22 protein-coding genes and 1 pseudogene are annotated in these 22,527 nt (G+C 52.5%); 11 read left to right on the top strand and 12 right to left on the bottom strand.

Annotated features, from left to right (window positions below; translation table 11 throughout):
- Positions 1-2: 2 nt before the first annotated feature.
- The 6 genes from JTI98_RS21135 to fdnG form a co-directional block, all read right to left on the bottom strand.
- Positions 3-587, bottom strand: a complete 585-nt coding sequence (locus tag JTI98_RS21135; RefSeq protein WP_252869624.1) for a sensor histidine kinase KdpD — start codon at positions 585-587, stop codon at positions 3-5.
- Complete coding sequence (locus tag JTI98_RS21140) at positions 565-1,488, bottom strand: hypothetical protein (protein ID WP_252869625.1); 924 nt, start codon at positions 1,486-1,488, stop codon at positions 565-567. The genes JTI98_RS21135 and JTI98_RS21140 overlap by 23 nt, the downstream gene beginning before the upstream one ends.
- A gap of 17 nt (positions 1,489-1,505) precedes the next feature.
- Complete coding sequence (locus JTI98_RS05825; protein WP_216082030.1) at positions 1,506-2,843, bottom strand: VWA domain-containing protein; 1,338 nt, start codon at positions 2,841-2,843, stop codon at positions 1,506-1,508.
- 184 nt (positions 2,844-3,027) lie between these two features.
- Entirely contained in the window at positions 3,028-3,663 is a 636-nt protein-coding gene (gene fdoI, locus JTI98_RS05830; protein WP_044257180.1) for a formate dehydrogenase cytochrome b556 subunit, read from the bottom strand.
- A complete protein-coding gene (gene fdoH, locus JTI98_RS05835; protein WP_042998870.1) occupies positions 3,660-4,565 on the bottom strand; it encodes a formate dehydrogenase O subunit beta in 906 nt (301 codons plus the stop codon). Before fdoH ends, fdoI begins: the two co-directional genes overlap by 4 nt.
- A gap of 12 nt (positions 4,566-4,577) precedes the next feature.
- Positions 4,578-7,628 carry a formate dehydrogenase-N subunit alpha gene (gene fdnG, locus JTI98_RS05840; protein WP_080721738.1) on the bottom strand — a complete coding sequence of 1,017 codons (3,051 nt, stop codon included), beginning with the start codon at positions 7,626-7,628 and terminating at the stop codon, positions 4,578-4,580.
- A 192-nt stretch (positions 7,629-7,820) separates the two neighbouring features.
- On the opposite strand from fdnG, the gene fdhD reads away from it, so the two are divergent.
- Both fdhD and JTI98_RS05850 read left to right on the top strand, forming a co-directional pair.
- Positions 7,821-8,657, top strand: coding sequence for a formate dehydrogenase accessory sulfurtransferase FdhD (fdhD, locus tag JTI98_RS05845; RefSeq protein WP_042998872.1), 837 nt, complete (start codon positions 7,821-7,823; stop codon positions 8,655-8,657).
- Between the two features lie 128 nt (positions 8,658-8,785).
- Positions 8,786-8,998, top strand: a complete 213-nt coding sequence (locus JTI98_RS05850; RefSeq protein WP_042998873.1) for a DUF1471 domain-containing protein — start codon at positions 8,786-8,788, stop codon at positions 8,996-8,998.
- 54 nt (positions 8,999-9,052) lie between these two features.
- On the opposite strand, the gene JTI98_RS05855 is transcribed toward JTI98_RS05850, so the two are convergent.
- Genes JTI98_RS05855 through JTI98_RS05870 form a run of 4 tightly spaced genes read right to left on the bottom strand, consistent with a single transcriptional unit; the run spans position 9,053 to position 13,763 of the window.
- Positions 9,053-10,801, bottom strand: a complete 1,749-nt coding sequence (locus JTI98_RS05855) for a putative frv operon regulatory protein (RefSeq protein WP_216082031.1) — start codon at positions 10,799-10,801, stop codon at positions 9,053-9,055.
- Complete coding sequence (locus JTI98_RS05860; RefSeq protein ID WP_216082032.1) at positions 10,801-11,871, bottom strand: aminopeptidase; 1,071 nt, start codon at positions 11,869-11,871, stop codon at positions 10,801-10,803. The genes JTI98_RS05855 and JTI98_RS05860 overlap by 1 nt, the downstream gene beginning before the upstream one ends.
- Complete coding sequence (locus JTI98_RS05865; protein WP_058587297.1) at positions 11,861-13,306, bottom strand: PTS fructose-like transporter subunit IIBC; 1,446 nt, start codon at positions 13,304-13,306, stop codon at positions 11,861-11,863. Before JTI98_RS05865 ends, JTI98_RS05860 begins: the two co-directional genes overlap by 11 nt.
- A 10-nt stretch (positions 13,307-13,316) precedes the next feature.
- The gene (locus JTI98_RS05870; protein WP_044257189.1) at positions 13,317-13,763 is read right to left on the bottom strand and encodes a PTS fructose transporter subunit IIA; all 447 of its coding nucleotides are present in this window, start codon (positions 13,761-13,763) and stop codon (positions 13,317-13,319) included.
- A 483-nt stretch (positions 13,764-14,246) separates the two neighbouring features.
- Between JTI98_RS05870 and JTI98_RS05875 the strand changes: the two genes are divergently transcribed.
- Genes JTI98_RS05875 through JTI98_RS05905 form a run of 7 tightly spaced genes read left to right on the top strand, consistent with a single transcriptional unit; the run spans position 14,247 to position 19,098 of the window.
- Positions 14,247-15,227: a 6-phosphofructokinase gene (locus tag JTI98_RS05875; protein WP_044327149.1), complete on the top strand. Its 981-nt coding sequence runs from the start codon at positions 14,247-14,249 to the stop codon at positions 15,225-15,227.
- Between the two features lie 11 nt (positions 15,228-15,238).
- Positions 15,239-15,553: a PTS sugar transporter subunit IIB gene (locus JTI98_RS05880; RefSeq protein ID WP_042325486.1), complete on the top strand. Its 315-nt coding sequence runs from the start codon at positions 15,239-15,241 to the stop codon at positions 15,551-15,553.
- The gene (locus JTI98_RS05885) at positions 15,546-16,913 is read left to right on the top strand and encodes a PTS sugar transporter subunit IIC (RefSeq protein WP_058587296.1); all 1,368 of its coding nucleotides are present in this window, start codon (positions 15,546-15,548) and stop codon (positions 16,911-16,913) included. Before JTI98_RS05880 ends, JTI98_RS05885 begins: the two co-directional genes overlap by 8 nt.
- Positions 16,900-17,742, top strand: a complete 843-nt coding sequence (locus JTI98_RS05890; RefSeq protein WP_042998880.1) for a class II fructose-bisphosphate aldolase — start codon at positions 16,900-16,902, stop codon at positions 17,740-17,742. Before JTI98_RS05885 ends, JTI98_RS05890 begins: the two co-directional genes overlap by 14 nt.
- Before the next feature lie 59 nt (positions 17,743-17,801).
- On the top strand, positions 17,802-18,071 hold the full coding sequence (locus tag JTI98_RS05895) for a hypothetical protein (RefSeq protein WP_042998881.1): 270 nt from the start codon (positions 17,802-17,804) through the stop codon (positions 18,069-18,071).
- A gap of 32 nt (positions 18,072-18,103) precedes the next feature.
- Complete coding sequence (locus JTI98_RS05900) at positions 18,104-18,541, top strand: PTS sugar transporter subunit IIA (protein ID WP_044327151.1); 438 nt, start codon at positions 18,104-18,106, stop codon at positions 18,539-18,541.
- Positions 18,538-19,098 (top strand): ATPase AAA, encoded by a 561-nt coding sequence (locus JTI98_RS05905; protein ID WP_042998883.1) that lies wholly within the window; start codon positions 18,538-18,540, stop codon positions 19,096-19,098. The genes JTI98_RS05900 and JTI98_RS05905 overlap by 4 nt, the downstream gene beginning before the upstream one ends.
- Before the next feature lie 46 nt (positions 19,099-19,144).
- Here the strand turns inward: JTI98_RS05905 and JTI98_RS05910 are convergent, their stop codons facing one another.
- Entirely contained in the window at positions 19,145-19,468 is a 324-nt protein-coding gene (locus JTI98_RS05910) for an AzlD domain-containing protein (protein WP_042998884.1), read from the bottom strand.
- Positions 19,468-20,127: an AzlC family ABC transporter permease gene (locus tag JTI98_RS05915; protein ID WP_042998885.1), complete on the bottom strand. Its 660-nt coding sequence runs from the start codon at positions 20,125-20,127 to the stop codon at positions 19,468-19,470. Before JTI98_RS05915 ends, JTI98_RS05910 begins: the two co-directional genes overlap by 1 nt.
- 98 nt (positions 20,128-20,225) lie before the next feature.
- On the opposite strand from JTI98_RS05915, the pseudogene JTI98_RS05920 reads away from it, so the two are divergent.
- Positions 20,226-20,771 (top strand): annotated as a pseudogene (locus tag JTI98_RS05920) (helix-turn-helix domain-containing protein); the annotation flags it as partial.
- 339 nt (positions 20,772-21,110) lie between these two features.
- On the top strand, positions 21,111-22,502 hold the full coding sequence (locus JTI98_RS05925; RefSeq protein ID WP_099433488.1) for a carbohydrate porin: 1,392 nt from the start codon (positions 21,111-21,113) through the stop codon (positions 22,500-22,502).
- Positions 22,503-22,527 lie beyond the last annotated feature (25 nt).

Below are 22,527 nucleotides of genomic sequence, written 5' to 3' on the forward strand. Positions count from 1 at the left end.
TCTCATCCCTGCGGCAGCGTAAGGGTAAAGCGGACGCCGGGTTCTTGCGCCGTTACCTGAATCTTGCCGTGCAGGCGTTGCGCCAGTTGGCAAGCGATGGTGAGCCCAATACCAGTACCTGAAACACCCTCGGTAATGGAGGATTTGACCCGATAAAACGGGCGGAAGATCAAGGACATCTCATTTTCCGCAATACCGGGACCATAGTCGCGAACGGCGATCTCCACGTTTTCCGCAATGTGTTCAACGGTCAGATCCACGCGCTGGCCCTGCGAAGCGTATTTTTCGGCATTACTGAGAAAGTTGCTGACAATTTGCGTGATCACGTCGCGATCGCTATGCAATGTCAGATTCTCAGGGCAGGACATGTGAATCGTCATGCCTTTAGCCTGCAACGCAGGCGTAAAGATCTGCGTGATTTCTGTCATCAGACGGCGGAGATTGACTGGTTGAAGATGCAGTTTCGGTGCGCGCGTAAAGGTCAGGATATTCTGGATAAGCCGTGATAACCGCTGGCCTTCCTGAGTGATCACATCCACATAGCGTCGCTCATGCGTTTGTTCATCATCCAGCCCTTCGCGCAGCAAGCGTGATGTTGGTCAGCGGTGTTTTCAGTTCGTGTGACACCTGGCTGACAAAATCGACCTGCTGGCGCGCCTGACGCGCCGCGCGGGTATATTCCCGCCACAGCGAGACGCCCAACAGTGCGACGGCGAGAAGCAGCAGGACGATTAATGCGCCGCCCCACAGCCAGATATGCCAGAGCGGTGCGTTGACGCCGTAAGCGCTGACCTGCCACGTTGTGAGTGGATACGCCAGCGTGCGGGAGTCCAGTAAAGTGAGCCGCCGCAGATCCGCCTGCGCGTTCTGATAAAGCTGACGGCCGTTTTCCGTCACCCTGACAATCTGCTGCGGATCCTCCAGGTTCACCTGTATGCCGTTCGCCATATCCATCATCAGTTGTACCCAGGAGAGGCGAAAGCCGATGATCGCCCCGTCTTTTTGCCGCCAGTAGATCAACAGCGGTTCCGGAGTCTCAAAACTAATAAACCAGCCGGCCTGCGGCGTGTCCTGCTCGCTTTGCGTCATATGGCTGGCAAGTTGGCTGGGATCGTTGACCAGCGGGCTGAGCAGGCGTACCCACTCTTTATCCTTGTTGCTCAACGGCTGACGCTCATCGGGGTAAAGGAGATGATTTTTCCGCAGCATAAAGACGTCGGCAATGTCGCTGTCGTTCTCTTTAAGCGCGCTGAGGGTGGCGACCTCTGCGGGGTCGATAAAATCGCCAATCGCATGCAGGCGGGAGGCTTTTTGCTGCAGAATATTTTCGATCCCCCTGGCGACGCTGGCGGTTTGCGATTTCGCCAGGGTTTGGGTCTGGTACTGACGCAACAAGACTTCATGTTCCAGAGTGCGAACGCCCAGGTAAGCAAGCAGAATAAAAAACATCAATGTAATGACGAGATAAATCGGCTTGCGTCTGAACATCCAGCACTCCTTGTGGATCAGTTCGATTTCGAACTCTGGTTTTTGGTTTTATAACTCTGTTCTTTCAGCGACTTGCGCGACGCTTCTTTGCTTTCGCTTTCCATCCTGTTCAGCAACTTAAGATTTTCCTCTGCGCTCGCCTGTGCCTTCATTCTGGCGGCCGGTGCGCTAAGGGGTAACGCGCTGAGTGTACTGGAGTTTTCGCGCAGGATCGCTTTCGCCTCGTCCATTTTGCCTTCATCGATGAGCTGTAACGCCTGCTCATTCTGAATGGCGGATTTCTGAATGGCGGAATCGACGATCACATCCTCCACCTGCGCTTTCTGAACCTCGTTGGCTGAGGCGGTATAGCTGACGGCCATCTTGTCATCCCAACGCTCTTTCTGCCCGGTGGCGAGGTTGTTATAGCTGACGTTGACCTCAGCGAGCGGCTTGCTTTGTGCGGCCTGGCCTTTCGCCGGCAGCACTTCCAGCATGACATATTTCTCCTGATTGGCGTAAAGCTGGTTCAGTTTGACGGTCACCGTGTTGTCGCGGATTTCACCTTCACGCCCCAGCAGGCGAAGTGGCTTAACGTTGTCGGCGACGTTAATTTGCACCACCACATCCTGAGCGACGACGGACATGACATCGCCAAATTCATGGGCAAATGCCTTCTCCAGGGCATCGGTATTTTGTACAAACACGTGGTTGCCATCGCTGTACTGGGCAATCGCCGCCATCAGATCTTCATTGTAGCCTTCGCCAATACCCATCGTCGTGATGGCAATCCCTTTGCGGGCGGCAATCTTACCCAGTTCTGCCAGCTCGCTGGTGGAGGAAGGGCCGATGTTCGCCTGACCATCAGACAGCAGGATGATGCGGTTAACATGGGCCTTATCGAGGAATTTACTGGTTTCTTTGATACCGCGGCTGACCCCGGCAAACAGTGCAGTACCGCCGCGTGCGGTCAGTCGTTCACGGATTTGGCTGATAAGTTTCGCTTTATTGTCGACTTTGGCCGCCGGCACAATGACATCCACGACGTCATCGTAAATCACCACCGAGAGTGTGTCCTGGGCGCTTAAGGTGTTCACCGCCATTACGGCAGCTTCTGTGGCTTGTTCGATACGCTCGCCGCCCATCGAGCCGGAGCGGTCAATCACCAGCGCGAGGTTGATCGGGCTGCGTTTGGTTGCATTCAGCGGGAAACCCGTCAGTGATACTTTGAGGTAGTTTTTGTCCTGGCTGTTTTCCAGCACCAGAGGGGAAGCCAGTTCGGATTTAATCGTCACTTTCGGCGCGGGCGGTTGCGCCGCCGTTGTTGTCGCAAGCAGTCCCATTGCCAGGGCTGCGAAGAGGTGTTTGAGATTCACGGTACGTCTCCTTGTCTTAAGAATCGACTCCATTCTTATGCGACCGCAACGTCGGTTGGTCTGTAATCTGTATAAAGTTGTCAAAAAGTTGTCAAAACGGCCTGTCAGGCCAAAAATATCCCTTAAAAAAACGCCGGAAACTCAGTCTCCGGCGTTATCTTATCGGTTCACGAACAGCCTTTGCTTACGACTGGGTCTTATCCTGCTTTTCGCGAACTTCACGGTACCAGCGCGGGTGATGCTTCTTCGCCCAGGAGCGGGTTACCCAGCCCTCTACCATCGCGGTAATAGTACCTTTTACCCACAGCGCGGCGTAAATATGTACCATGATAACCACAATCAGCGCGACGGCGGCAAATGAATGCAGCATTAACGCGAAGCGGATCACCGGAATGGAGAACGCTGGCGCAAAGTACGGACGCCAGATGATCACACCGCTTACCAGCAGCAGCACCAGGAAGATAATCGCCGCCCAGAACACGCATTTCTGACCGAAGTTATACCGCCCGGTGTCACCCACCTCTTCGTTGACGACAATCTTGCGAATGTTCTTCGCCCAAAAAATGTCATCCCGGTTAATCAGGTTGTGGTGCCAGTAACGGAAGAACATGATGATGAACGAGGCAAACATGATGACGCCCACAAACGGGTGCAGAATACGCGCCAGTTGCGGTGTGCCCATGATTTGCATCAGCCAGTTGAAGGACGGGAAGAAAAAGCCCAGTCCGCTCACCGCCGCCAGCACGAAGCAGAAGGCGGTGACCCAGTGGTTGATGCGTTCCGGCGCGGTGTAGCGCACGATGGTGTCACGTCTTTTCATTTGCGCACCTCATCGTCTTTCTCTTCATGCAGGTTGTTCTCTTCCTCATCCGCACGGTTTGGACCGACACCGACGTAGTGGAAGATGCTGGCCGCAAAGGTCGCGGCAAAGCCGACCGCTGCAAGAGGCTTCCAGATCCCTTTCCAGAATTTCACGGTGGCGCTGATTTCCGGGTTCTCCGGCAGACCGTGGTACAGATTCGGTTTGTCGGCATGGTGCAACACATACATCACGTGCGTCCCACCTACGCCCGCCGGATCGTACAGGCCAGCATTGTCGTAACCACGGGTTTTCAGTTCTGCCACACGCTCGCCAGCCAACGTTTTCATGTCCTCTTTGGAACCAAAGTGGATAGCACCCGTTGGGCAGGTTTTCACGCAGGCCGGTTCCTGGCCGACGGTCACGCGGTCAACGCACAGCGTACATTTATAGACGCGGTTGTCTTCCGGGTTGAGCCGCGGCACGTCGAACGGGCAACCGGCGATGCAGTAACCACAGCCGATGCACTGCTCGGACTGGAAGTCGACAATCCCGTTGGCATACTGAATGATAGCGCCTTCTGCCGGACACGCCTTCAGGCAGCCCGGATCGGCGCAGTGCATACAGCCATCCTTACGGATCAGCCATTCCAGTTTGTCGTTCTGCTCCACTTCCGAGAAACGCATCACGGTCCAGGATTTAGCGGTTAAATCCGCCGGGTTATCATAGACCCCGACGTTGCTGCCGATCTCATCACGGATGTCGTTCCACTCTGAACAGGCCACCTGACAGGCTTTACAGCCGATGCAGGTGGTGACGTCAATGAGCTTCGCCACTTCTTCCTGGAAGTCCCGCGCCTGAGGCGCGGGGGTGAGACCGTTAGTCGCGGAACGACGGATAATGTCTTGCGATTGATAAGCCATAAGTCGTCTCCGTTACACCTTTTCCACGTTCACCAGGAAGGACTTAAATTCCGGCGTTTGTGAGTTGGCATCGCCCACCGATGGCGTCAGGGTGTTCGCAATAAACCCTTTCTTCGCCACACCTTCATAGCCCCAGTGAATCGGAATACCGATAGTATCGATATCCTTACCGTCTGCCTTCAGCGTGCGAATACGCTTAGTCACCACGGCTTTGGCTTTGATATAGCCGCGGTTAGAGGAGACTTTAACAGTGTCGCCATGGGCGATACCGAGCTTGTTCGCCAGCGTCTCGCCGATCTCCACAAACTGTTCCGGCTGCGCGATAGCGTTAAGCAGCGCATGCTTGGTCCAGTAGTGGAAGTGCTCGGTCAGACGGTAAGTGGTTCCGACGTACGGGAACTTATCGGCTTTACCCAGCGCTTCGGCGTCGCCCTTAAAGATACGGGCGGCAGGGTTGGAGATCACGTTCGGGTGCAGCGGGTTGGTACCCAGCGGCGTTTCAAACGGTTCGTAGTGTTCCGGGAATGGACCTTCTGCCATCTTGTCGAGAGCGAACAGACGTCCCATCCCTTCCGGTTGCATGATGAACGGCCCGACGTCGCTGCCTGGCGCGGCGGCGCTGTAGTCCGGAATGTCCATCCCGCTCCATTTTGCGCCGTCCCATTTCAGGATCTGGCGCTTCGGATCCCACGGATTACCCTGCGGGTCAGCGGATGCACGGTTGTACAGGATGCGGCGGTTCAACGGCCATGCCCATGCCCAGCCCAGCGTATTGCCCAGACCGGACGGATCGGCGTTATCGCGACGCGCCATCTGGTTGCCTTCCGGCGTCCAGCTACCGGCGAAAATCCAGCAGCCGCTGGAGGTGGTGCCGTCGTCACGCAACTGAGCAAACGAGCTGAGCTGTTGGCCTTTCTTGACGATCACTGCGCCCGTTGCCGGGTCGATGAGATCGGCCAGCGCTTTCCCGTTACTCTCCATCGCCACTTCTTCCGATGCCGGTTCATGTGGGGTGGAGTAGTTCCAGGTCATGCTCAGCACCTGTTCCGGGTTGGCACCGCTCTGCTCAGCATACATTTTGCGCAGGCGCAGGAAGATACCGGCCAGGATTTCGCCGTCGGTGACCGCGATCCCCGGGGCGTCCGCGCCTTTCCAGTGCCACTGCAGCCAGCGGCCGGAGTTCACGATCGAGCCGTTCTCTTCGGCGAAGCAGGTGGACGGCAGGCGGAACACTTCAGTCTGGATTTTCGACGGATCCACATCGTTCGACTCACCGTGGTTTTGCCAGAAGGTGGAGGTCTCGGTGTTGAGCGGATCGATTGTCACCAGGAACTTCAGTTTGGACAGAGATGCAATCGTCTTGTTTTTGTTCGGGAATGACGCAACCGGGTTGAAGCCCTGGCAGATATAGCCATTGACCTTACCCTCTTTCATCATCTCGAAGTACTGCAGCACGTCGTACCCTTTGTCCCACTTCGGCAGGAAGTCAAAGCCCCAGCTGTTTTCCGCTGTCGCTTTATCGCCGTAGAAGGCCTTCATCAACGAGACGAAGAATTTCGGGTAATTGCCCCAGTAGTTGACCTGGTCTTTCAACAACGGTTTTGGCGTGTTGGCGGCCAGGTATGTTTGCAGGTCAGGCTGTTTTTCATTGGGCAGCGTCAGGTAGCCCGGCAGGCTTTGTGACAGCAGGCCCAGGTCAGTCAGCCCCTGAATGTTGGAGTGACCGCGCAGGGCGTTAACGCCACCGCCCGCCATCCCCATGTTGCCGAGCAGCAACTGGATCATCGCCATGGTGCGAATGTTCTGCGAACCGATGGAGTGCTGTGTCCAGCCGAGGGCATACAGGAACGATGCGGTTTTGTCTTTCGCACTGGTTTCCGCGATGTACTCACAGACTTTCAGGAAGTCGGCTTTCGGCGTGCCGCAGATATTTTCCACCACGTCCGGCGTGTAGCGGGAAACGTGCTGTTTCAGCAGGTTCCAGACGCAGCGCGGGTGTTGCAGCGTGGTATCGCGTTTGGCAAAGCCCTCTTCGTCCAGCTCATAGTTCCAGCTGGTCTTGTCGTACTTGCGTTGATCCGCGTTATAGCCAGTGAACAGGCCATCTTCGAAGCCGAAATCTTCACGCACGATCAGGCTGGCGTTGGTGTAGGCCTCGGTGTATTCGCGGTTATATTTTTCGTTCGTCAGCAGGTACAGCATCACGCCTGACAGGAAGGCAATGTCAGTACCAGAACGGATTGGGGCATAGAAATCGGCCACCGACGCCGTACGCGTGAAACGCGGATCGATCACAATCAGCTTCGCGCCGTTGTGAATCTTCGCTTCCATCGCCCAGCGGAACCCGACCGGGTGTGCTTCAGCGGCGTTACCGCCCATCACCACGACGAGGTTGGCGTTCTTAATGTCGACCCAGTGGTTGGTCATCGCACCGCGACCAAATGTTGGAGCAAGACTTGCTACCGTTGGTCCGTGTCAGACACGCGCCTGGTTGTCGACCGCGAGCATACCGAGCGCGCGGGTGAATTTTTGCGTTAAAAAGCCGGTTTCGTTACTGGACGCGGAAGCACACAGCATCCCGGTAGACAGCCAGCGGTTAACGGTAACGCCTTCAGCGTTTTGCGCAATGTAGTTAGCATCGCGGTCTTCTTTCATCAGTTTCGCGATGCGGTCAAATGCCTCATCCCAACTGATTTGTTGCCATTTATCCGAGCCTGGCGCGCGGTATTCCGGGAATTTGAGGCGACTTTCGGAGTGGATGAAGTCCACCAGACCGGCCCCTTTCGGACAGAGCGCACCACGGTTGACCGGATGGTCCGGGTCACCTTCGATATGGAAGATTGACGCTTTGGCGTTTTTTGCACCGTCGCCGAGGCTGTACATCAACAGCCCACAACCAACGGAACAGTAAGTGCAGGTATTACGGGTTTCGCGGGTGCGCAGCAGTTTATATTGCCGGGTTTCCGCGAGCGCTACGCCGGGCGCGAAGCCCAGTGCTGCCGCCGTGGTGCCTGCCATACCGCCAGCGCAGATCTTAAAGAACTGCCTTCTGCTGACCTGCATGGTTTGCTCCTTTTTCGACATTGTCACATCCCTTTCACATTCATGTTGGTGAGCGCTCAGGGTGTGGTTGTTATTTTTCTTTGCGGACGGGACCGCAAAGGTCCAGAATTGGGTTAATTCCCCCCATCCAGGAGGGGCTTGCGACAGAATACCACAATGTTGGTACGTGTGTTCTTATACGGTTAAAAGAAAGTGAATAAGATACATCCAAAAGAAGTCGGAAATGTGATTAATGTCACGAGCTCTCGCCAGGTTAATCTTTGGAAGCGTGAGGATTTGCATCACCCTCAGCCGGATGAGGTCGCTGAAGAGGTGCCCGTGGCGCTGGTTTATAACGGCATTTCTCATGTTGTCATGATGGCCTCGCCGAAGGATCTGGAACATTTTGCAGTCGGTTTTTCCTTGTCTGAGGGGATCATTGACAGCCCGCGCGAGATCTATGGCATGGATGTGGTTCCCTCCTGTAATGGACTTGAAGTCCAGATCGAGCTTTCCAGTCGCCGTTTTATGGGGCTGAAAGAACGCCGTCGCGCGTTGGCCGGACGCACCGGCTGTGGCGTGTGCGGGGTTGAGCAGCTCAATGACATCGGTAAACCGGTGCAGCCGCTGCCGTTCACCCAGACTTTTAACCTCGCCAGACTTGATCACGCGTTAAGACATCTGAAAGATTTTCAGCCTGTGGGGCAGCTCACCGGGTGTACGCACGCTGCGGCGTGGGTGATGCCATCGGGTGAACTGGCTGGCGGACATGAAGATGTCGGTCGACATGTTGCGCTGGATAAACTGCTGGGGCGCCGTGCCGCCGAAGGTGAAAGCTGGATGCCGGGAGCGGCGCTGGTTTCCAGTCGCGCAAGCTATGAGATGGTGCAGAAGTCTGCGATGTGCGGCGTTGAGATTCTGTTTGCAGTTTCTGCCGCCACCACGCTGGCGGTGGAAGTCGCTGAGCGCTGCAATCTGACGCTGGTGGGGTTCTGTAAGCCAGGCAGGGCGACCATTTATACTCATCCGCAGCGTTTAATCGCTGAGTGACTTTGATTCAATTAATTTGAATGAGACGGGCAAATCCTTCCGCTTTTAGTTGTCTGAGTAACGGCCTATTATTTATCACATCAAGGCACGGTGCCTTACTTAAACAACTAAGTTAAAGGGTTTATATCATGAAAAGCATCAAAACTTTTGTCGCAGTTATCGCTCTCGCTACCTCTTTCGGTTCTTTTGCTGCCCAGTCTGTGACCGCGACCGGTTCTACTCTGGAAAGTGCTGAAGCAAAAATCGCCGCTCAGGCTGAACAGGCTGGTGCAAGCTCCTATAAAATCACTCAGGCTTACACCGGTAACCGCGTGCACATGACGGCGGAACTGCTGAAATAAGTTCATCTCCATTGTCGAAAGAGCGCCCTTGAGGCGCTTTTTTTGTGTCTGTCATTATTGTTTTAACAACGACATAAACGCGTCATATCCCGTTAGCTCACAAATGGTTTCGGCAGGATGCTGACACAGCACGCTGGCCAGATAGCTGAAGATTTTTAATTCGTGACGTGCGTCAGCGGCAGCGCAAGCAATCAGTACATGGCTGACAAGTTCATTATTGACCTGTACGGGATGCGCCAGAGTAATAAAGAACCCGCGAAAGTGACGCGTCTGTTCGCTCCAGCAGTGGGGGATTGCCAGATGATTGATAATCAGGTTTTCACCTTCGTCTTCGCGGGCGCATATTCGCTGTGCTTCATCACGGGTGATATGTTCCTGCGCCACGAGTCTGTCGCAAATCTGATGGGTAATGTGATGCCAGGTTTCGTCGGCGAGATTTATATAGTGAAAGCTGCCCGGCTCAGAGAAGAAGCGCTCCGGTTGCTGACGAATAAACGCCGTGGCAAGAAAATTTTTGATTTGTTCGGACCCGACTGCGGAAATAATATTTTTAATAGTCAGGACATTTTTTAATGAGTCATCCAATAAGTAGTGGCTGTTGTTGACGATCAACAGGGGATCAACTTCTTGTCTTATCGCGTACACATCACTGGGAGTGCGTGCAATGATCACCCGACAATTCAATACATCACGTTCAATGGCCTGCTGATTTATGGTGGCAATCGCATTTTGATCGGATAATAAAATGATGGGTTGACGCTCATTTTGGTGCCTCTCCAGCGCACAGGCGAAATAGAGCCCGATCAGATCACTGTCAAACAGCGGAATTTCTAACTGTTCCCGCAGTAGCGCAATGAAGCGCAGGCTCATGTCAAATGCAGCGGGCCAGGCCGCTTTCAGGTTATTCATGCTGCTCTGGCGATGTTCCGGTACCCAAACGGGGGCCGAAACGCATCTCAGCAGGTGACCCGTGATATTTTCAACCAGTTGCGTATCGATAAGGTTCAAATTGGCGACGCCAGGTACGCGTTGTAGTAAAGTAATCACGGTATCGGCAGACAGGGTCATGGCCTGTTGTTGCTGTTTATCCAGCAGTCCGTGCAGCGTTTTGAACGCGTTCTCGCCAAGATAGATCCCGCCCTGTTCTACGGCATTTTTTAACACTGTATGCCGACATTCAGGCCATGTGCCCGAGAGTTGATTACGCAGTGCATAGACCGCCAGCACCAGACTGGCGAGGTATTCACCCGACGTCAGTGGGAACTCAGCAAGAAGATGTTCACATGCGCTGGTAAGTCGTTCGACAGTGTCTCGCGTCACGCCGGGGAGAGGAATTAACAGCGGGTCTTTTTTGAGCAGATTCGCCAGCAGGACAATCCGTTTTTCTTCTGGTTCATCAACGAAATGGCCCACACCGGGGCGGCTGGAAAGACAAAATGCACGCTCATAGCGTTGCTTCAGTCGCGACAGACGGTCTGCGACCCAGGTTTCCGGCAAATTAAGCGAAGAAGCCAGTTGTACGCGGGGGGTAAAGGTATTGAGCAGCAGAAGTGCCAGCAAACGATCGTCGTTATCATGGCGTTGTAAAAGCTGAAAAAAGCTGCGCCGGTCGATAATGTCCAGTTGGTAACCCGCACTGCCACCAGGCTGAATGCGCGCTTTCCCGCTGAGGGTGAAATTGATGTAATCAATATCGCGCAGGATTGTTCTACCCGAAACGCCAGTTTGCCGCGCCAGCTCGCTGAGTGAGTTAGGCCGTTGTTCAAGAAGGTCGACAAGCGTTAACTGGCGTTCACTGAGCATCAGATCACCCGGCGAAAGTCGGTGAAAGTTTTGATCTGATCTGCCGTCAATGAAGTCAGCAGCTCACGGACTAACGTAAACAATGCATCATAATCTTTTGCAGAAATCATGCCGCTATTGGCATGCAGATAGCGGGTGGGCAAACAGAGTGCTGCAACGGGGCGCCCGCCACCCATCACATTGTAACGTCCACCGTCTGTTGCTCCGGTTTTCATGGTACAGAACTGTAAAGGGGCGCCACTGTTTTCTGCACTTGTCCTTAATGCCGCGACCAGCTGTTGATTAGGAAAATAACGTTTATCAAACAGCATGAGCCCTGGACCTTCACCCAGTTTCAAGGGGTATTTGGTGTTGTCGATTCCAGGGACATCACCAGCAACAGCAGTATCCAGGACGATAACCACGTCGGGCCTGATGTGTTCTGCTGAGGTTTGCGCGCCGCGCAGCCCCACCTCTTCCTCCACACTGCCCACGCCATAGAGGGTGATATTCGGATTATCGACGGACTGCAAAAGTTCTGCCATCAGGGCGCAGCCGACACGATTATCCAGTGCTTTGCCGACGATTTTGTCGTCGCCCCAGCAGGCAAAGTTCGCCTCTGGGCTAATGAAGTCACCGATCGCAATACCGCGCCTTTCTACCTCTTCGCGGCTGCTCGCGCCAATATCAATGAACATTTCGTCAAATGTCAGTGGTTGCTGTTTCTGTTTTTCGGTGAGGGCATGCGGTGCAACGGAACCGATAATACCAGGGATTTTAAATCGCTTGCGGGTACAAATAGTGACCCGGTGGTTCAGCATCGACTGACTCCACCAACTCCCAATTGTCGTAAAACGCAGAAAACCGCTATCGTCGATATGTGTGACCATAAAGCCGACTTCATCCATATGACCGACGACTGCCACCTTTGGCCCACAATGACCTTTACGAGCAACAAAACTGCCGAGGCCGTCAAACGTCATTTCATCCACGCAGGATTCCAGCTCATTGATGAGAATTGCACGCACTTCTTGTTCATCGCCACTGACCGCGCTGGCTTCGCATAATTGCTGAAGTAACTTAATGTTCATGTGCATGTTCCTGTTGCGCGGTCTTGCGTCTCAGCCACAGCCCTTTCAGGATGATAATCAACGCAATGTTCAGTGCGAGGCCAATAGCCAGCACCAGGTAAAAGGAGCCTACCGGCGACATCAGGCCAATCAGCGGATCAAAAATACCTAATCCCGGCGCGAGGCGTTTGATTCCGAAAGCGATCACCAGCATTCCGGTGATACCACCGGAGAGTGTATTGGCGGTAATCATTGGCAGCGGTGCGGCCAGGGCATAAGGAATTGCGGGTTCGGTGGCGACAGTGGCGCCGACCACAATCGCGCTGCTCGCGGCGGCCTTCTCCTGTGAGGTAAACAGTTTGGGTGTCAGATACGTGGCAATGCCTGCCGCGACGGGAGGCATTAGCGCCACTACGCCGACGATGGCGTACCAGTCATAGATATGTTTTTCCAGCAGTGAGAAGCAGAAAAACCATGCGGTTTTGTTGATGGGCCCACCCATATCAAATGCCAGCATCGCGCCAACGAGGAAGGCGGCGCCCATTTTCATGGACGGGGGGATCGTGTTCAGGAAGTGCAGCAGGCCGCTCATCAGATCCGACATCACCGGACCAATAACGTAATACGTCAGTACGCCAAACACCAACAAAGTGGCGAATGGGATTAGCATCGAGCCAAGCAACGGCTGGAGCGCTTTGCCGAGACGGACTTTGCGAAACCACAGCACGAAATAGCCGATTGCCAGACCCAGTACCACCGCGCCGAGAAAACCAGCGCCAGACTGGGTGCCGAGCAATCCTTTGTCGTTAGCCAGATAGCAGACCAGAAACGCCGGGGCAAACGCGGGTTTGTCGGCAATCGACCACGCGATATACGCCCCCATAATGGGGATCATAAAGGTGAAGCCCAGATAGCCGATGGATTCGATAATCCAGGTAAATGACGGCGCACCCTTCGACATATCGGTATACGGCAAGCCGAACTGCACCAGCATATTCGCGATGGCGACCAGGATACCGCCACCGATCACAAACGGGAGCGCAGCGGAAACCCCCGCCATCAGGTGGCTCATGACACTGCCTTGCTGGACATCTTGTTTACCGAGTTTAACGCTGCTATCTGCGGTAAACATCTGCGAATGAGAAGGCAACTGTGTGAAAATCTGGTCGATATTTTTTAGCGCTTGGGAAATGGCGATCTCATAGACTTTTTTCCCGGCAAATCGCGCCCGATCGTCACCACTTAAGCCACGCCCGGTGGCTAAAATCACATAATCGGCGGCGGCAATGTCATCCTGCGTCAGGCGGTTTTCTACACCACTTGCCCCCTGGGTTTCGATTTTTATCGTATGACCGAGCGAGCGTGCTTTTTGCTCAAGCGCTTCGGCCACCATATAGGTGTGGGCGATGCCGGCAGGACAGTTAGTGATTGCTACTAAACGTAAGGATGACTCCATAGCCGCTTCCTTATGAAGTTAAGGTCTGATTGAGCAAAGTCAGTACCTGAGTGGCGTCACCTTGCTTCAGTTGATTGATGAAATCCTGATGGATAAGTTTGCGACACAGGGTGCCGATGATTTTGACCTGATCGTCTTCGCCGGTTTGCGGTATGCCGAGGCAGATCCAACAGTTAACGGCTTCGCCATCGCTGGACTGCCAGTCCACTCCGTGAGTTTTACGGGCAAACAGTACAAAGGGGTGTTCTACGCAGGTGCTTTTGCCATGGGGCACAGCGATACCTGATCCGAATCCGGTAGAATGCAGTTTTTCCCGCATCAGCAGCGTTTGTAAAAACAACTGGCGATCGGTGATCGCGCCATTCCGAAACGCCATTTCCGCGAGTTGTTTCAGAATGGAATAAGTGCTGTTGCCCTGAATATTCAGGTCAATACAACGTACCGTAAGCTCTGACATAGAGAGACTCCGTTAAAACCTCTTTTCTACGATTTTAACGATGCTTTCGTATTGAGATGAGCGGCAATATGTCTGAGCGGAGTGACATAATGTGGGCTAAGCATCAACAGGCTTTGTGCACAAGGCCACATTTTGCAACGCGACGCAGAAAGAAATAATGCGCTGATAAACCTCCCGGACGCAAAAAAATGCGATATTTCTCACATTTCTTTCTTTTTATAAACTCGATATGACGTACAGAATAGGGTCGCGTAAAAAGGATGAGGGGGGCTTCAATTAACTAAATGATAATTAACGGAATTAAAAAATCACGCTTTGATAAATTTCACTTTTATATGTGATTGGTATCACAAAAATTGACCATGCAATCAGTCTGTCAATATTACTCGCCTCTGAATTTATCAGCATAATGTGATCTTCATTGCAAATAGCAGACTTGAAGTCAGGGAAAAATGTTTCCACGGGTGCTTCGGAGGAAACGCAATGAAAATTGGTATTGTCATTAGTGGGGGCGATGTGTCTGGAATAAATAATTTCATATTCCAGATTGCCCGACTCGCGGATGCAAAAATTACCTTATTCAATGGTGGTATTCCCGGCTTGCTGGAGAAAAATCATCATGACGTGGCATGGCGCGATTTGGTCGATTTTTCTATCGCGGCAATACCTCTCATTACCTCGGGAAGAACGACCCGTAAGTTGCAGCGTAGCGAATATGAAACGATCGCCAGAAAACTCAAGTCGCTGCACATTGATGTGTTAATTATGGCGGGCGGTGACGGCAGTTTACAGTTTCTCAATACCCTGAGCGAATTTGATATTAATTGTTTTGGCGTGGGGATGACTATCGATAATGATGTTTATGGCAGTCATTATACGATTGGTTTTTCGACCGCCTGTGAACAGATTATTAAGGAGGTTTCTCGTTTACGAAATACGGGCAGAGCGCTACCTGGTCGCGTGTTTATGGTGGAATTATTGGGGGGATATTGTGGTGAATTAACGCTGCAATCCGCAATTAAATGCAATGCGGATATCGCCCTGATTCCGGAATGCCAGATATCGCTTGACGCCTTAGCGGAACGGGTAAGGCAAAAACTGACCGTCCAGAATAGCGTGATTATTCTGTGCTCAGAAGGCTACACCAGAGAATATTCTCCCGGTTTTCAGGGGGCGATTGACACCATGATAAAACAGCTCGAACCACGTATTGGCGAGCGCATTCGTAAAACGATTGTTGGTTACGGTTTACGTAATGGCGATCCGACCTGTGAAGAAATTTATCAGGGCACCATCATGGCGAGCGAAGTGGTTCGATGCATCCAGTCAGGGATGAAAAATAAAGCGATTATTATAAATCAAAGCAATAAACCTATTCCGATTGATCTCGTAAGTATGAAAAAACGTCTGGTCGATACAGAAGGACATCATTACAAACTTGCCAAACAACTCAATATTATTTGAGGAGACCTTACATGCTGAAAATTCTTTGCGTATGTGGCTGCGGCCTCGGTTCAAGTTTTGCTATTGAAATGACGGCGAAAGCGGTTTTAAAGAAACTGGAAATTCCTGCGCATATCGAACATACCACGGTATCTGAAGCAGGGGCGTTTAAATCTGACATGATCCTGACGCAAAAAACCTTTGCTGACATCTTAACAGCGGATGCCAGTGAAGAAGAAATTAAACGGGTCGTGGTTCTGAATAAGCTCACGGACAAAGACGAAATTGAGGCCAAAATCGTCGCGTTTTTAAAAGAGCGGAATCTGAAGGTAGCTCATTATGAATAGCTTCGTTGAATTCATCGTTAAAGATTTGCTCGGTCAGGCGTCGATATTAATCGCCTTTATCGCGATGCTCGGACTGATCCTGCAAAAGAAATCACCGGGAAAAACCGCAGAGGGGACGTTTAAAACGCTGCTCGGTTTTTTAATCATGATGGCCGGGATCAATATTATTGTCGCCACACTGACCTTCCTGAACGATATTTTTACTCAGGGATTTGGTATGAAGGGCTACATTACCGATGTGGCTGCCATCGCCGGGTTAGCTAACCGTGAGTTGGGCTCAGAAGTAGCGTTAACCCTGATGGTGATTTTTGCCGTCAATATCATCATCGCGCGTCTGACACCGCTGAAATACATCTTCCTGACCGGACAAGCGTTGTTGTGGATGGCGACCATTGGCGCGGTCATTGGCTATAAATCGGGGCTCACCGGACTGCCGTTGATTCTGACCGGCGGGGTTTTTGGCGGCGTGATGGCGGTGCTGATGCCTGCGCTGGCGCAACCGGTGGTCAAGCGCATCACCGGCTCGGATGATGTGGCGCTGGGGCACTTTTGTACTATTGGCTATCTCGTGCAGGCGGCGGTGGCTAAAGTGGTGGGCAAAGGATCTCGCTCCACGGAAGACCTTGAATTACCCGATAATTTCAAGTTCTTACAGGATACCTATCTCGCCATGGCGGTAGTGATGGTGCCGATGTACCTCATTCCGGCGCTGGCGGCGGGTCCGGAATATATCGCCCAGTTCTCCGGCGGCGTGAACTATCTGATGTATGCCTTCATGCAGTCCATTCAGTTTGTGGCCGGTGTCTTCGTGCTCTACAGCGGCGTGCGCTTACTGCTCAACGAACTGGTTCCGGCATTTCGCGGTATCGCTATGCGTATCGTTCCGGATGCAAAGCCCGCGCTGGATTGCCCGGTTCTGTTCCCTTATGCCCCCAACGCGGTGATTGTTGGGTTCCTGGCGACCACTGTCGGTTCCATCATCGGTATGCTGGTGTTCCCGATGTTTGGTCTGGCGATGATCCTGCCGGGTCTGCTAACTAACTTTTTCGCCGGGGGGACCGCGGGCGTCTTTGGCAACGCGCTGGGCGGCCGTCGTGGCGCGATGATCGGCGGCGTAGTTCACGGGCTGTTCATCACCTTCCTGCCTGCGATTCTGGTGCCGATGCTGGAAACCTACGGTTTCACCGGCGTCACGTTCAGCGATTCTGACGTCATCAGTTCCGGCCTCGTTTTAGGCCACGCCTTCCAGAATAACTGGCTGTTTGTCGCGTTGTTCATTGTTTTTGTTGCCGCACTGGCATGGTTCGTAAACGGTAAATCCGCTAAGCCAAAAGGGGAAAATGTTCATGAGTCTGTATAATTTCAACGAGATCTTAAAAATCGGCCAGGAAAGAAATTTCAAAGCGATTGGATCCTTTAATCTGCACTGTATTGAAATGCTGCCTGCGTTTTTTAAAGCGGCGCAAAAAACGAATAGCCCGTTAATGATTCAGATTTCAACCGGGACGGCAGAATATCTGGGTTATCGCCTGCTGGTTGATGCGGTGCGTTCGCTGGCGGAGAGCGAGAATGTCCCAACCTGTCTGCATCTGGATCACTGCTCTGATATCAGCGCCATTGAGACGGCGATGAATGCCGGATTTTCCTCGGTCATGTATGACGGCTCGCACCTGGAACTGGAAGAGAATATCGGTAATACCCGCATCGTGGTGGAGATGGCCAGACCGCGCAATATTACGGTGGAAGGCGAGCTTGGGGCTATTGGTGGCTCAGAGGATGGCAAAGCAGTGGCGGCAGAGGATATCTGCTTTACGACGGTAGAAGATGCCAAACGCTTCGTTGAGGAAACGCGAGTCGACATGCTGGCGGTGTCGGTGGGTACGGTACACGGCCTGTATACCGGCAAGGCGCAGATTCAACATCAGCGGCTGCAAGAGATCAGCGCCGCGACCGGTGTTCCACTGGTATTACACGGAGGGACGGGGGTGAGTGACGACGATATGCGCCTGGCCGTCACTGAAGGCATTAATAAAGTGAATGTCGGCACGGAAATGAACGTACAGTGGGTCGACCAGTGTAAAAATACCTTTGAGAAAGGCAAAGTGAATGACAGCGTACGTAAGTTTTTAATTCCGGCAAATAATGCCGTCACCCAGGTATTAATGGAAAAGATCGCGTTATTTAAATAACTCCGTTATTAATAAATGATGTTTTGTTGCCCTGTTGTCCATCAGGGCGGGGGATCGCTATGTTTGAATCTTTGAAATCGTTATGGAAAAAAGAAACACGCCCGCCGGAAGATTATGATGAACAATCCCGTGTTCTGGCGGGAGAAATCGCCAGGCTGGAAGGTGAACTGCAGGGCAACCCGGGTAATGGTGAAATACAGAAAGCATTAATGCTGATCTATAACCGGGCGCTGTCGGTCTATGCCAAAAGCCAGACGCACCGGCAGGATATTGATTCGCTTTTTGTGCGTATAGATGAGTTGCGTAATGTTATTCGCCGGAATATTTAGCGTCGGGTTTATTAAGCGCTTAGGGAGTCGTCATGACGATAAAAGAATTACTGATCGAGGCCGATGCCATTCAGGTTGGCGTCGCGGAAAACGACTGGCAGAAGGTGATTCAACTGGCGGCCAGACCGTTGGTCGCAAAAGGGTATATTTCAGCGGAATACGGTCAGGCGGTTATCGACAACACCCTCAGTCATGGGGCGTATTATGTATTTGATGAAGGGGTTGCGATCCCCCATGCCCGTCCAGAATGTGGGGTGAAGCGTAACTGTTTTAGCATGGTGCTGTTGGATAAGCCCATTCAGTTTGCCGACAGTGAAGCCGCCGACATTGTCATTATGTTTGGTGCGCAGGACAGTAATGCGCATATTGAAGAGGGCATCCGCGCCATTGTCGCCTTACTCGATAACGATGAACGCATGGCGAAGTTGCGGGCGGCACGTTCCCGGGAAGAGGTGGTCGCGTTGCTATGAAACGACACCTCTCGCCGGACTGTAAAACAGTGATTCTGATTAACGGGATCCCCGCTTCAGGTAAAAGTACCATTACTCATCAGCTCTCCGGGACCTTCAGTTTGCCACTGCTGACGATTGATGGGATCAAAGAGCCGTTTATGGCACGCTTTACGGATATCGACCGGCCTTTCAACCGGCAGTTGGGCTGTGCGGCCTATGAGGTGATCTGGTCTATTATTGGCCACGCTCCGGCGAACGTTGTCTGGCTGGTTGATGCCTGGTTTGGCTTTCAGCCTCGCGAGAGGTTGCAACAACTCTTGCAGCAGGCGGGTGTTGAGAAGGTGTTGGAAGTGTGGAATCAGATCACGCCTGAGCTGGCAGTGACGCGCTATGCCACCCGCTTACAGGATCGCAAACCGGGTCATCCCGGTGAGGAGTATCTACCCGAACTGGCGCAACTGGCAGAACGCGCCGAACCGATGCGGCTCGGGCCGGTGTTTACGGTAGATCAACAGCAAACGCTGGATATTGAATCCGTTATCGCCTGGATAGACGAACAGATAGACAAAACCTGAACGGTAGAGTGCCGTTACCCCTTCAAGGGCGCCCGCGGGCGCTTTTTTAGTGTATCCCTACCATTCGCAGCAGCGCGGTCACCACGGCGGCGGCGACGATCACCACAATCAATGGCATCTTACGCCAGGCGAGAAAGACCGCGAACGCCACGCCGAGAACGCGTGCCATGCCAGCAAAATGCTCGCCTTCATAAAAGGTGGTGGCAAGGGCGACGGAAAACAGCAGTACCGTGGCGGCATCGGATAACAGTGCCTGAGCGCGTTCAGAGAGCGCCAGGCGACTGCCCAGTCTGGCGCCGCCGAGGCGCATTAAATAGGTGCCTGCCGATAAAATGGCGATACCGACGATAAACAGCGTCATGTTACCCATTACTTTTTCCTCGTCAGTAAGCCCAGCAGGGAGAGCAGAACTGGCAGCCCGACCGGCGCGAAAGGCACGGCGGCGAGCGACACGGCGGCTCCGCTCAGGCCCCGAATCAGAGTGGTACGGTTTTTAAACGCCGGGACGACGAGAGCCAGCAGGATAGCCGGGAACACGGCGTCCAGCCCGATGGTTTCCGGGGCTGGCAGCAATTGACCCACCACGGTGCCCAGCAGGGTCCCCAGCGGCCACAGAATGGCAACGCCGAGGCCACATAGCCAGTAGGCGGCTTTGCGCTGCTCTGGGGTTTTCTGCGACAGGCCGAACACGACGCTTTCATCGTTCATAATATGGCAGCCGAAAAAACTCGCCGCGCGGGTGCCGACCAGATCCCGTACCGTCACGCCAAACGGAACATGGCGGGCGTTAACCAGTAAACCGGCTGCGGCAGCGGCTAACGGATTACCGCCGCTGGCGACAATGCCGATAAACATAAATTCGGACGCTCCTGCCAGCACACAAATAGAGAGTACAAACGGCACCCACACCGGGAAGCCATAAGCCATCGCCAGTGAACCGTAGGACATCCCAACCACGCCTACCGCCAGGCAGACCAGAAAGATTGCTTTTATCGTGTCTGCCTTCAGACAGGAGAAGAAGTGCGCCATGATTTAGCCATATCGAACGAATTTCCATTATAATGAACGCAACATCAGTGTTTGACAAGATGAACGATTCGTTCGATATAAAAAACATGGAGTCGGGTATGACACAACCCATCAGCGTGATCGCCAAAAGTCTGGTTCGCGAGCGTCAGCGGACGGGTCTGTCGCTGGCAGAAATCGCCCGACGGGCGGGGATCGCCAAGTCGACGCTTTCCCAACTGGAGGCGGGGAACGGTAATCCTAGTCTGGAAACCCTCTGGTCGCTTTGTGTGGCGCTGGATATTCCCTTTGCGCGACTGCTGGAGCCGCAGGTGCAAAAAACGCAGGTGATCCGGTGCGGTGAGGGCACGAAAGTAGTGGCCGAACAGGCGCACTATCAGGCGATTTTACTGGCTGCCTGCCCGCCTGGCGCACGGCGTGATATCTATCTGTTGTTGACCCAGCCTGGAGCCGACCGCATTTCTCAGCCGCATCCACCGGGCTCGATTGAGCATATTATTGTTACGAAGGGAAAAGCGCTGGTCGGGCTGACAGAAGCGCCAGAAGTGTTAGGGGAGGGCGACTATATTTGTTATCCCGCCGATCAGGAGCATATCTTCCAGGCGCTGGAAGCGGATACCCAGGCGATTCTGGTGGCCGAGCAGAGTTTAGCGAACCTGGAATTTCATCGCTATGGTATGCAAAAGGCTCCCCCGAATGATTACTTCTAATTATTTTTTCTCTTAATGCATATTTAATTGTTTTTATGATATTTCGTTTATTTTAGCCCTTTTGTTATATTCCTCACGAACTGAATGCTTTCTGCGTTTACACAAAGAAAGCTGCATGTTAGTAATTGCTGGCCTGCGGCGCGGTAACAGTTGATTATTATCGTCAATTGTAGTCGTTATTAAATATAAAAATAACACATGCTATTTTGTTATTCATTTTGCGTATTTCTCAAAGAAATACGCTGTCCATTATTTATTTTCAAGGAGCGCAAATAAATGAGGAAATCGACGCTGGCTTTAGCAATAGGTCTGTTATTAATCGCTAATAATGGTTTTGCTAAAACGCAAAAAATGACGCTGGAACAACGGCTCGAACAACTGGAAGCGCGACTGGAGGCCGCAGAATATCGGGCGGCAAAGGCGGAAAATCAGGTTCAGCAATTACAGACCCAACAGGCAACCGAAATCCGTGAAATTAAGGCGGCACAGGGCAACACGCCAGTTAACGGCCAAACCCCTCCTGAGGAGACGAAAAAGAATGCCGCGACACCGAATCTGCTGCTTTCCGGTTATGGCGATCTGAAAATCTATGGTGATGTTGAATTCAACATGGATGCGGAAAGTAATCATGGCTTGCTGGCAATGACCAATGCCAGTGTTGACCATGACCCGACTAACGAACAGTGGAATATTAATGGCCGGATTTTACTGGGCTTTGATGGTACACGTAAGCTGGGTGAGGGTTATTATGCCGGATTCTCCGCCCAACCGCTGGGGGATATGACCGGTACGGTGAATATCGATGATGCCGTCTTCTTCTTTGGTAAAGAGAATGACTGGAAAGTGAAGGTGGGGCGCTTCGAAGCCTACGATATGTTCCCACTGAATCAGGATACCTTTGTTGAACATTCGGGGAATACCGCCAACAATCTGTATGATGACGGCAGCGGTTACATCTATATGATGAAAGAAGGCCGCGGTCGTTCTGATGCTGGCGGTAACTTCCTCGTCAGCAAGCAGGTGGATAACTGGTACTTCGAGTTAAACACTCTGCTGGAAGAAGGCACTTCACTCTATAACGATGACGAATTCCACGGTCGGAAAATGGATCAACAGAAAAACGTTGCCTATTTGCGTCCGGTTATTTCATGGTCGCAGGATGCGTTCTCGGTAGCTGCCGCGATGGAATCGAACGTCGTCAATAACGCCTATGGCTACACCAACGCAAACGGTAAATTTGTCGATCAGTCGGACCGTACCGGTTACGGTATGACGATGACATGGAATGGATTAAAGACCGATCCGGAGAATGGCATGGTGGTTAACCTGAATACCGCTTATCTTGATGCCAATAATGAAAACGATTTTACCGCCGGGCTGAACGCGCTGTGGAAACGTTTTGAATTAGGTTATATCTACGCGCATAACAAAATTGATGACTTTGAAGGGGTGGTGTGTGATGACGGCTGCTGGATTAATAATAAAGGCACCTATGACATTCATACCATTCACGCGTCGTATCAGTTTGCTAATGTGATGAATATGCAAAACTTCAATATTTACCTTGGCGCATATTACTCAATTCTGGATAGCGAAGGCGATAATGTGAACGGCGACGATTCTGATAATCGTTATGGTGGTCGCGTTCGCTTTAAATATTATTTCTAAACGAAAGGGCCCGGTAGCGCCGAGT

Source organism: Citrobacter sp. MGH 55 (assembly GCF_016906145.1).
Lineage (GTDB): Bacteria > Pseudomonadota > Gammaproteobacteria > Enterobacterales > Enterobacteriaceae > Citrobacter_A > Citrobacter_A amalonaticus.

Excerpts from the sequence above, each read along its gene's own strand:
- JTI98_RS21140 (WP_252869625.1), bottom strand. The coding sequence starts at position 1,488 with ATGTTCAGACGCAAGCCGATTTATCTCGTCATTACATTGATGTTTTTT.
- fdoI (WP_044257180.1), bottom strand. The coding sequence starts at position 3,663 with ATGAAAAGACGTGACACCATCGTGCGCTACACCGCGCCGGAACGCATC.
- fdoH (WP_042998870.1), bottom strand. The coding sequence starts at position 4,565 with ATGGCTTATCAATCGCAAGACATTATCCGTCGTTCCGCGACTAACGGT.
- JTI98_RS05850 (WP_042998873.1), top strand. The coding sequence starts at position 8,786 with ATGAAAAGCATCAAAACTTTTGTCGCAGTTATCGCTCTCGCTACCTCT.
- JTI98_RS05855 (WP_216082031.1), bottom strand. The coding sequence starts at position 10,801 with ATGCTCAGTGAACGCCAGTTAACGCTTGTCGACCTTCTTGAACAACGG.
- JTI98_RS05860 (WP_216082032.1), bottom strand. The coding sequence starts at position 11,871 with ATGAACATTAAGTTACTTCAGCAATTATGCGAAGCCAGCGCGGTCAGT.
- JTI98_RS05865 (WP_058587297.1), bottom strand. The coding sequence starts at position 13,306 with ATGGAGTCATCCTTACGTTTAGTAGCAATCACTAACTGTCCTGCCGGC.
- JTI98_RS05870 (WP_044257189.1), bottom strand. The coding sequence starts at position 13,763 with ATGTCAGAGCTTACGGTACGTTGTATTGACCTGAATATTCAGGGCAAC.
- JTI98_RS05875 (WP_044327149.1), top strand. The coding sequence starts at position 14,247 with ATGAAAATTGGTATTGTCATTAGTGGGGGCGATGTGTCTGGAATAAAT.
- JTI98_RS05880 (WP_042325486.1), top strand. The coding sequence starts at position 15,239 with ATGCTGAAAATTCTTTGCGTATGTGGCTGCGGCCTCGGTTCAAGTTTT.
- JTI98_RS05885 (WP_058587296.1), top strand. The coding sequence starts at position 15,546 with ATGAATAGCTTCGTTGAATTCATCGTTAAAGATTTGCTCGGTCAGGCG.
- JTI98_RS05890 (WP_042998880.1), top strand. The coding sequence starts at position 16,900 with ATGAGTCTGTATAATTTCAACGAGATCTTAAAAATCGGCCAGGAAAGA.
- JTI98_RS05895 (WP_042998881.1), top strand. The coding sequence starts at position 17,802 with ATGTTTGAATCTTTGAAATCGTTATGGAAAAAAGAAACACGCCCGCCG.
- JTI98_RS05900 (WP_044327151.1), top strand. The coding sequence starts at position 18,104 with ATGACGATAAAAGAATTACTGATCGAGGCCGATGCCATTCAGGTTGGC.
- JTI98_RS05905 (WP_042998883.1), top strand. The coding sequence starts at position 18,538 with ATGAAACGACACCTCTCGCCGGACTGTAAAACAGTGATTCTGATTAAC.
- JTI98_RS05910 (WP_042998884.1), bottom strand. The coding sequence starts at position 19,468 with ATGGGTAACATGACGCTGTTTATCGTCGGTATCGCCATTTTATCGGCA.
- JTI98_RS05915 (WP_042998885.1), bottom strand. The coding sequence starts at position 20,127 with ATGGCGCACTTCTTCTCCTGTCTGAAGGCAGACACGATAAAAGCAATC.
- JTI98_RS05925 (WP_099433488.1), top strand. The coding sequence starts at position 21,111 with ATGAGGAAATCGACGCTGGCTTTAGCAATAGGTCTGTTATTAATCGCT.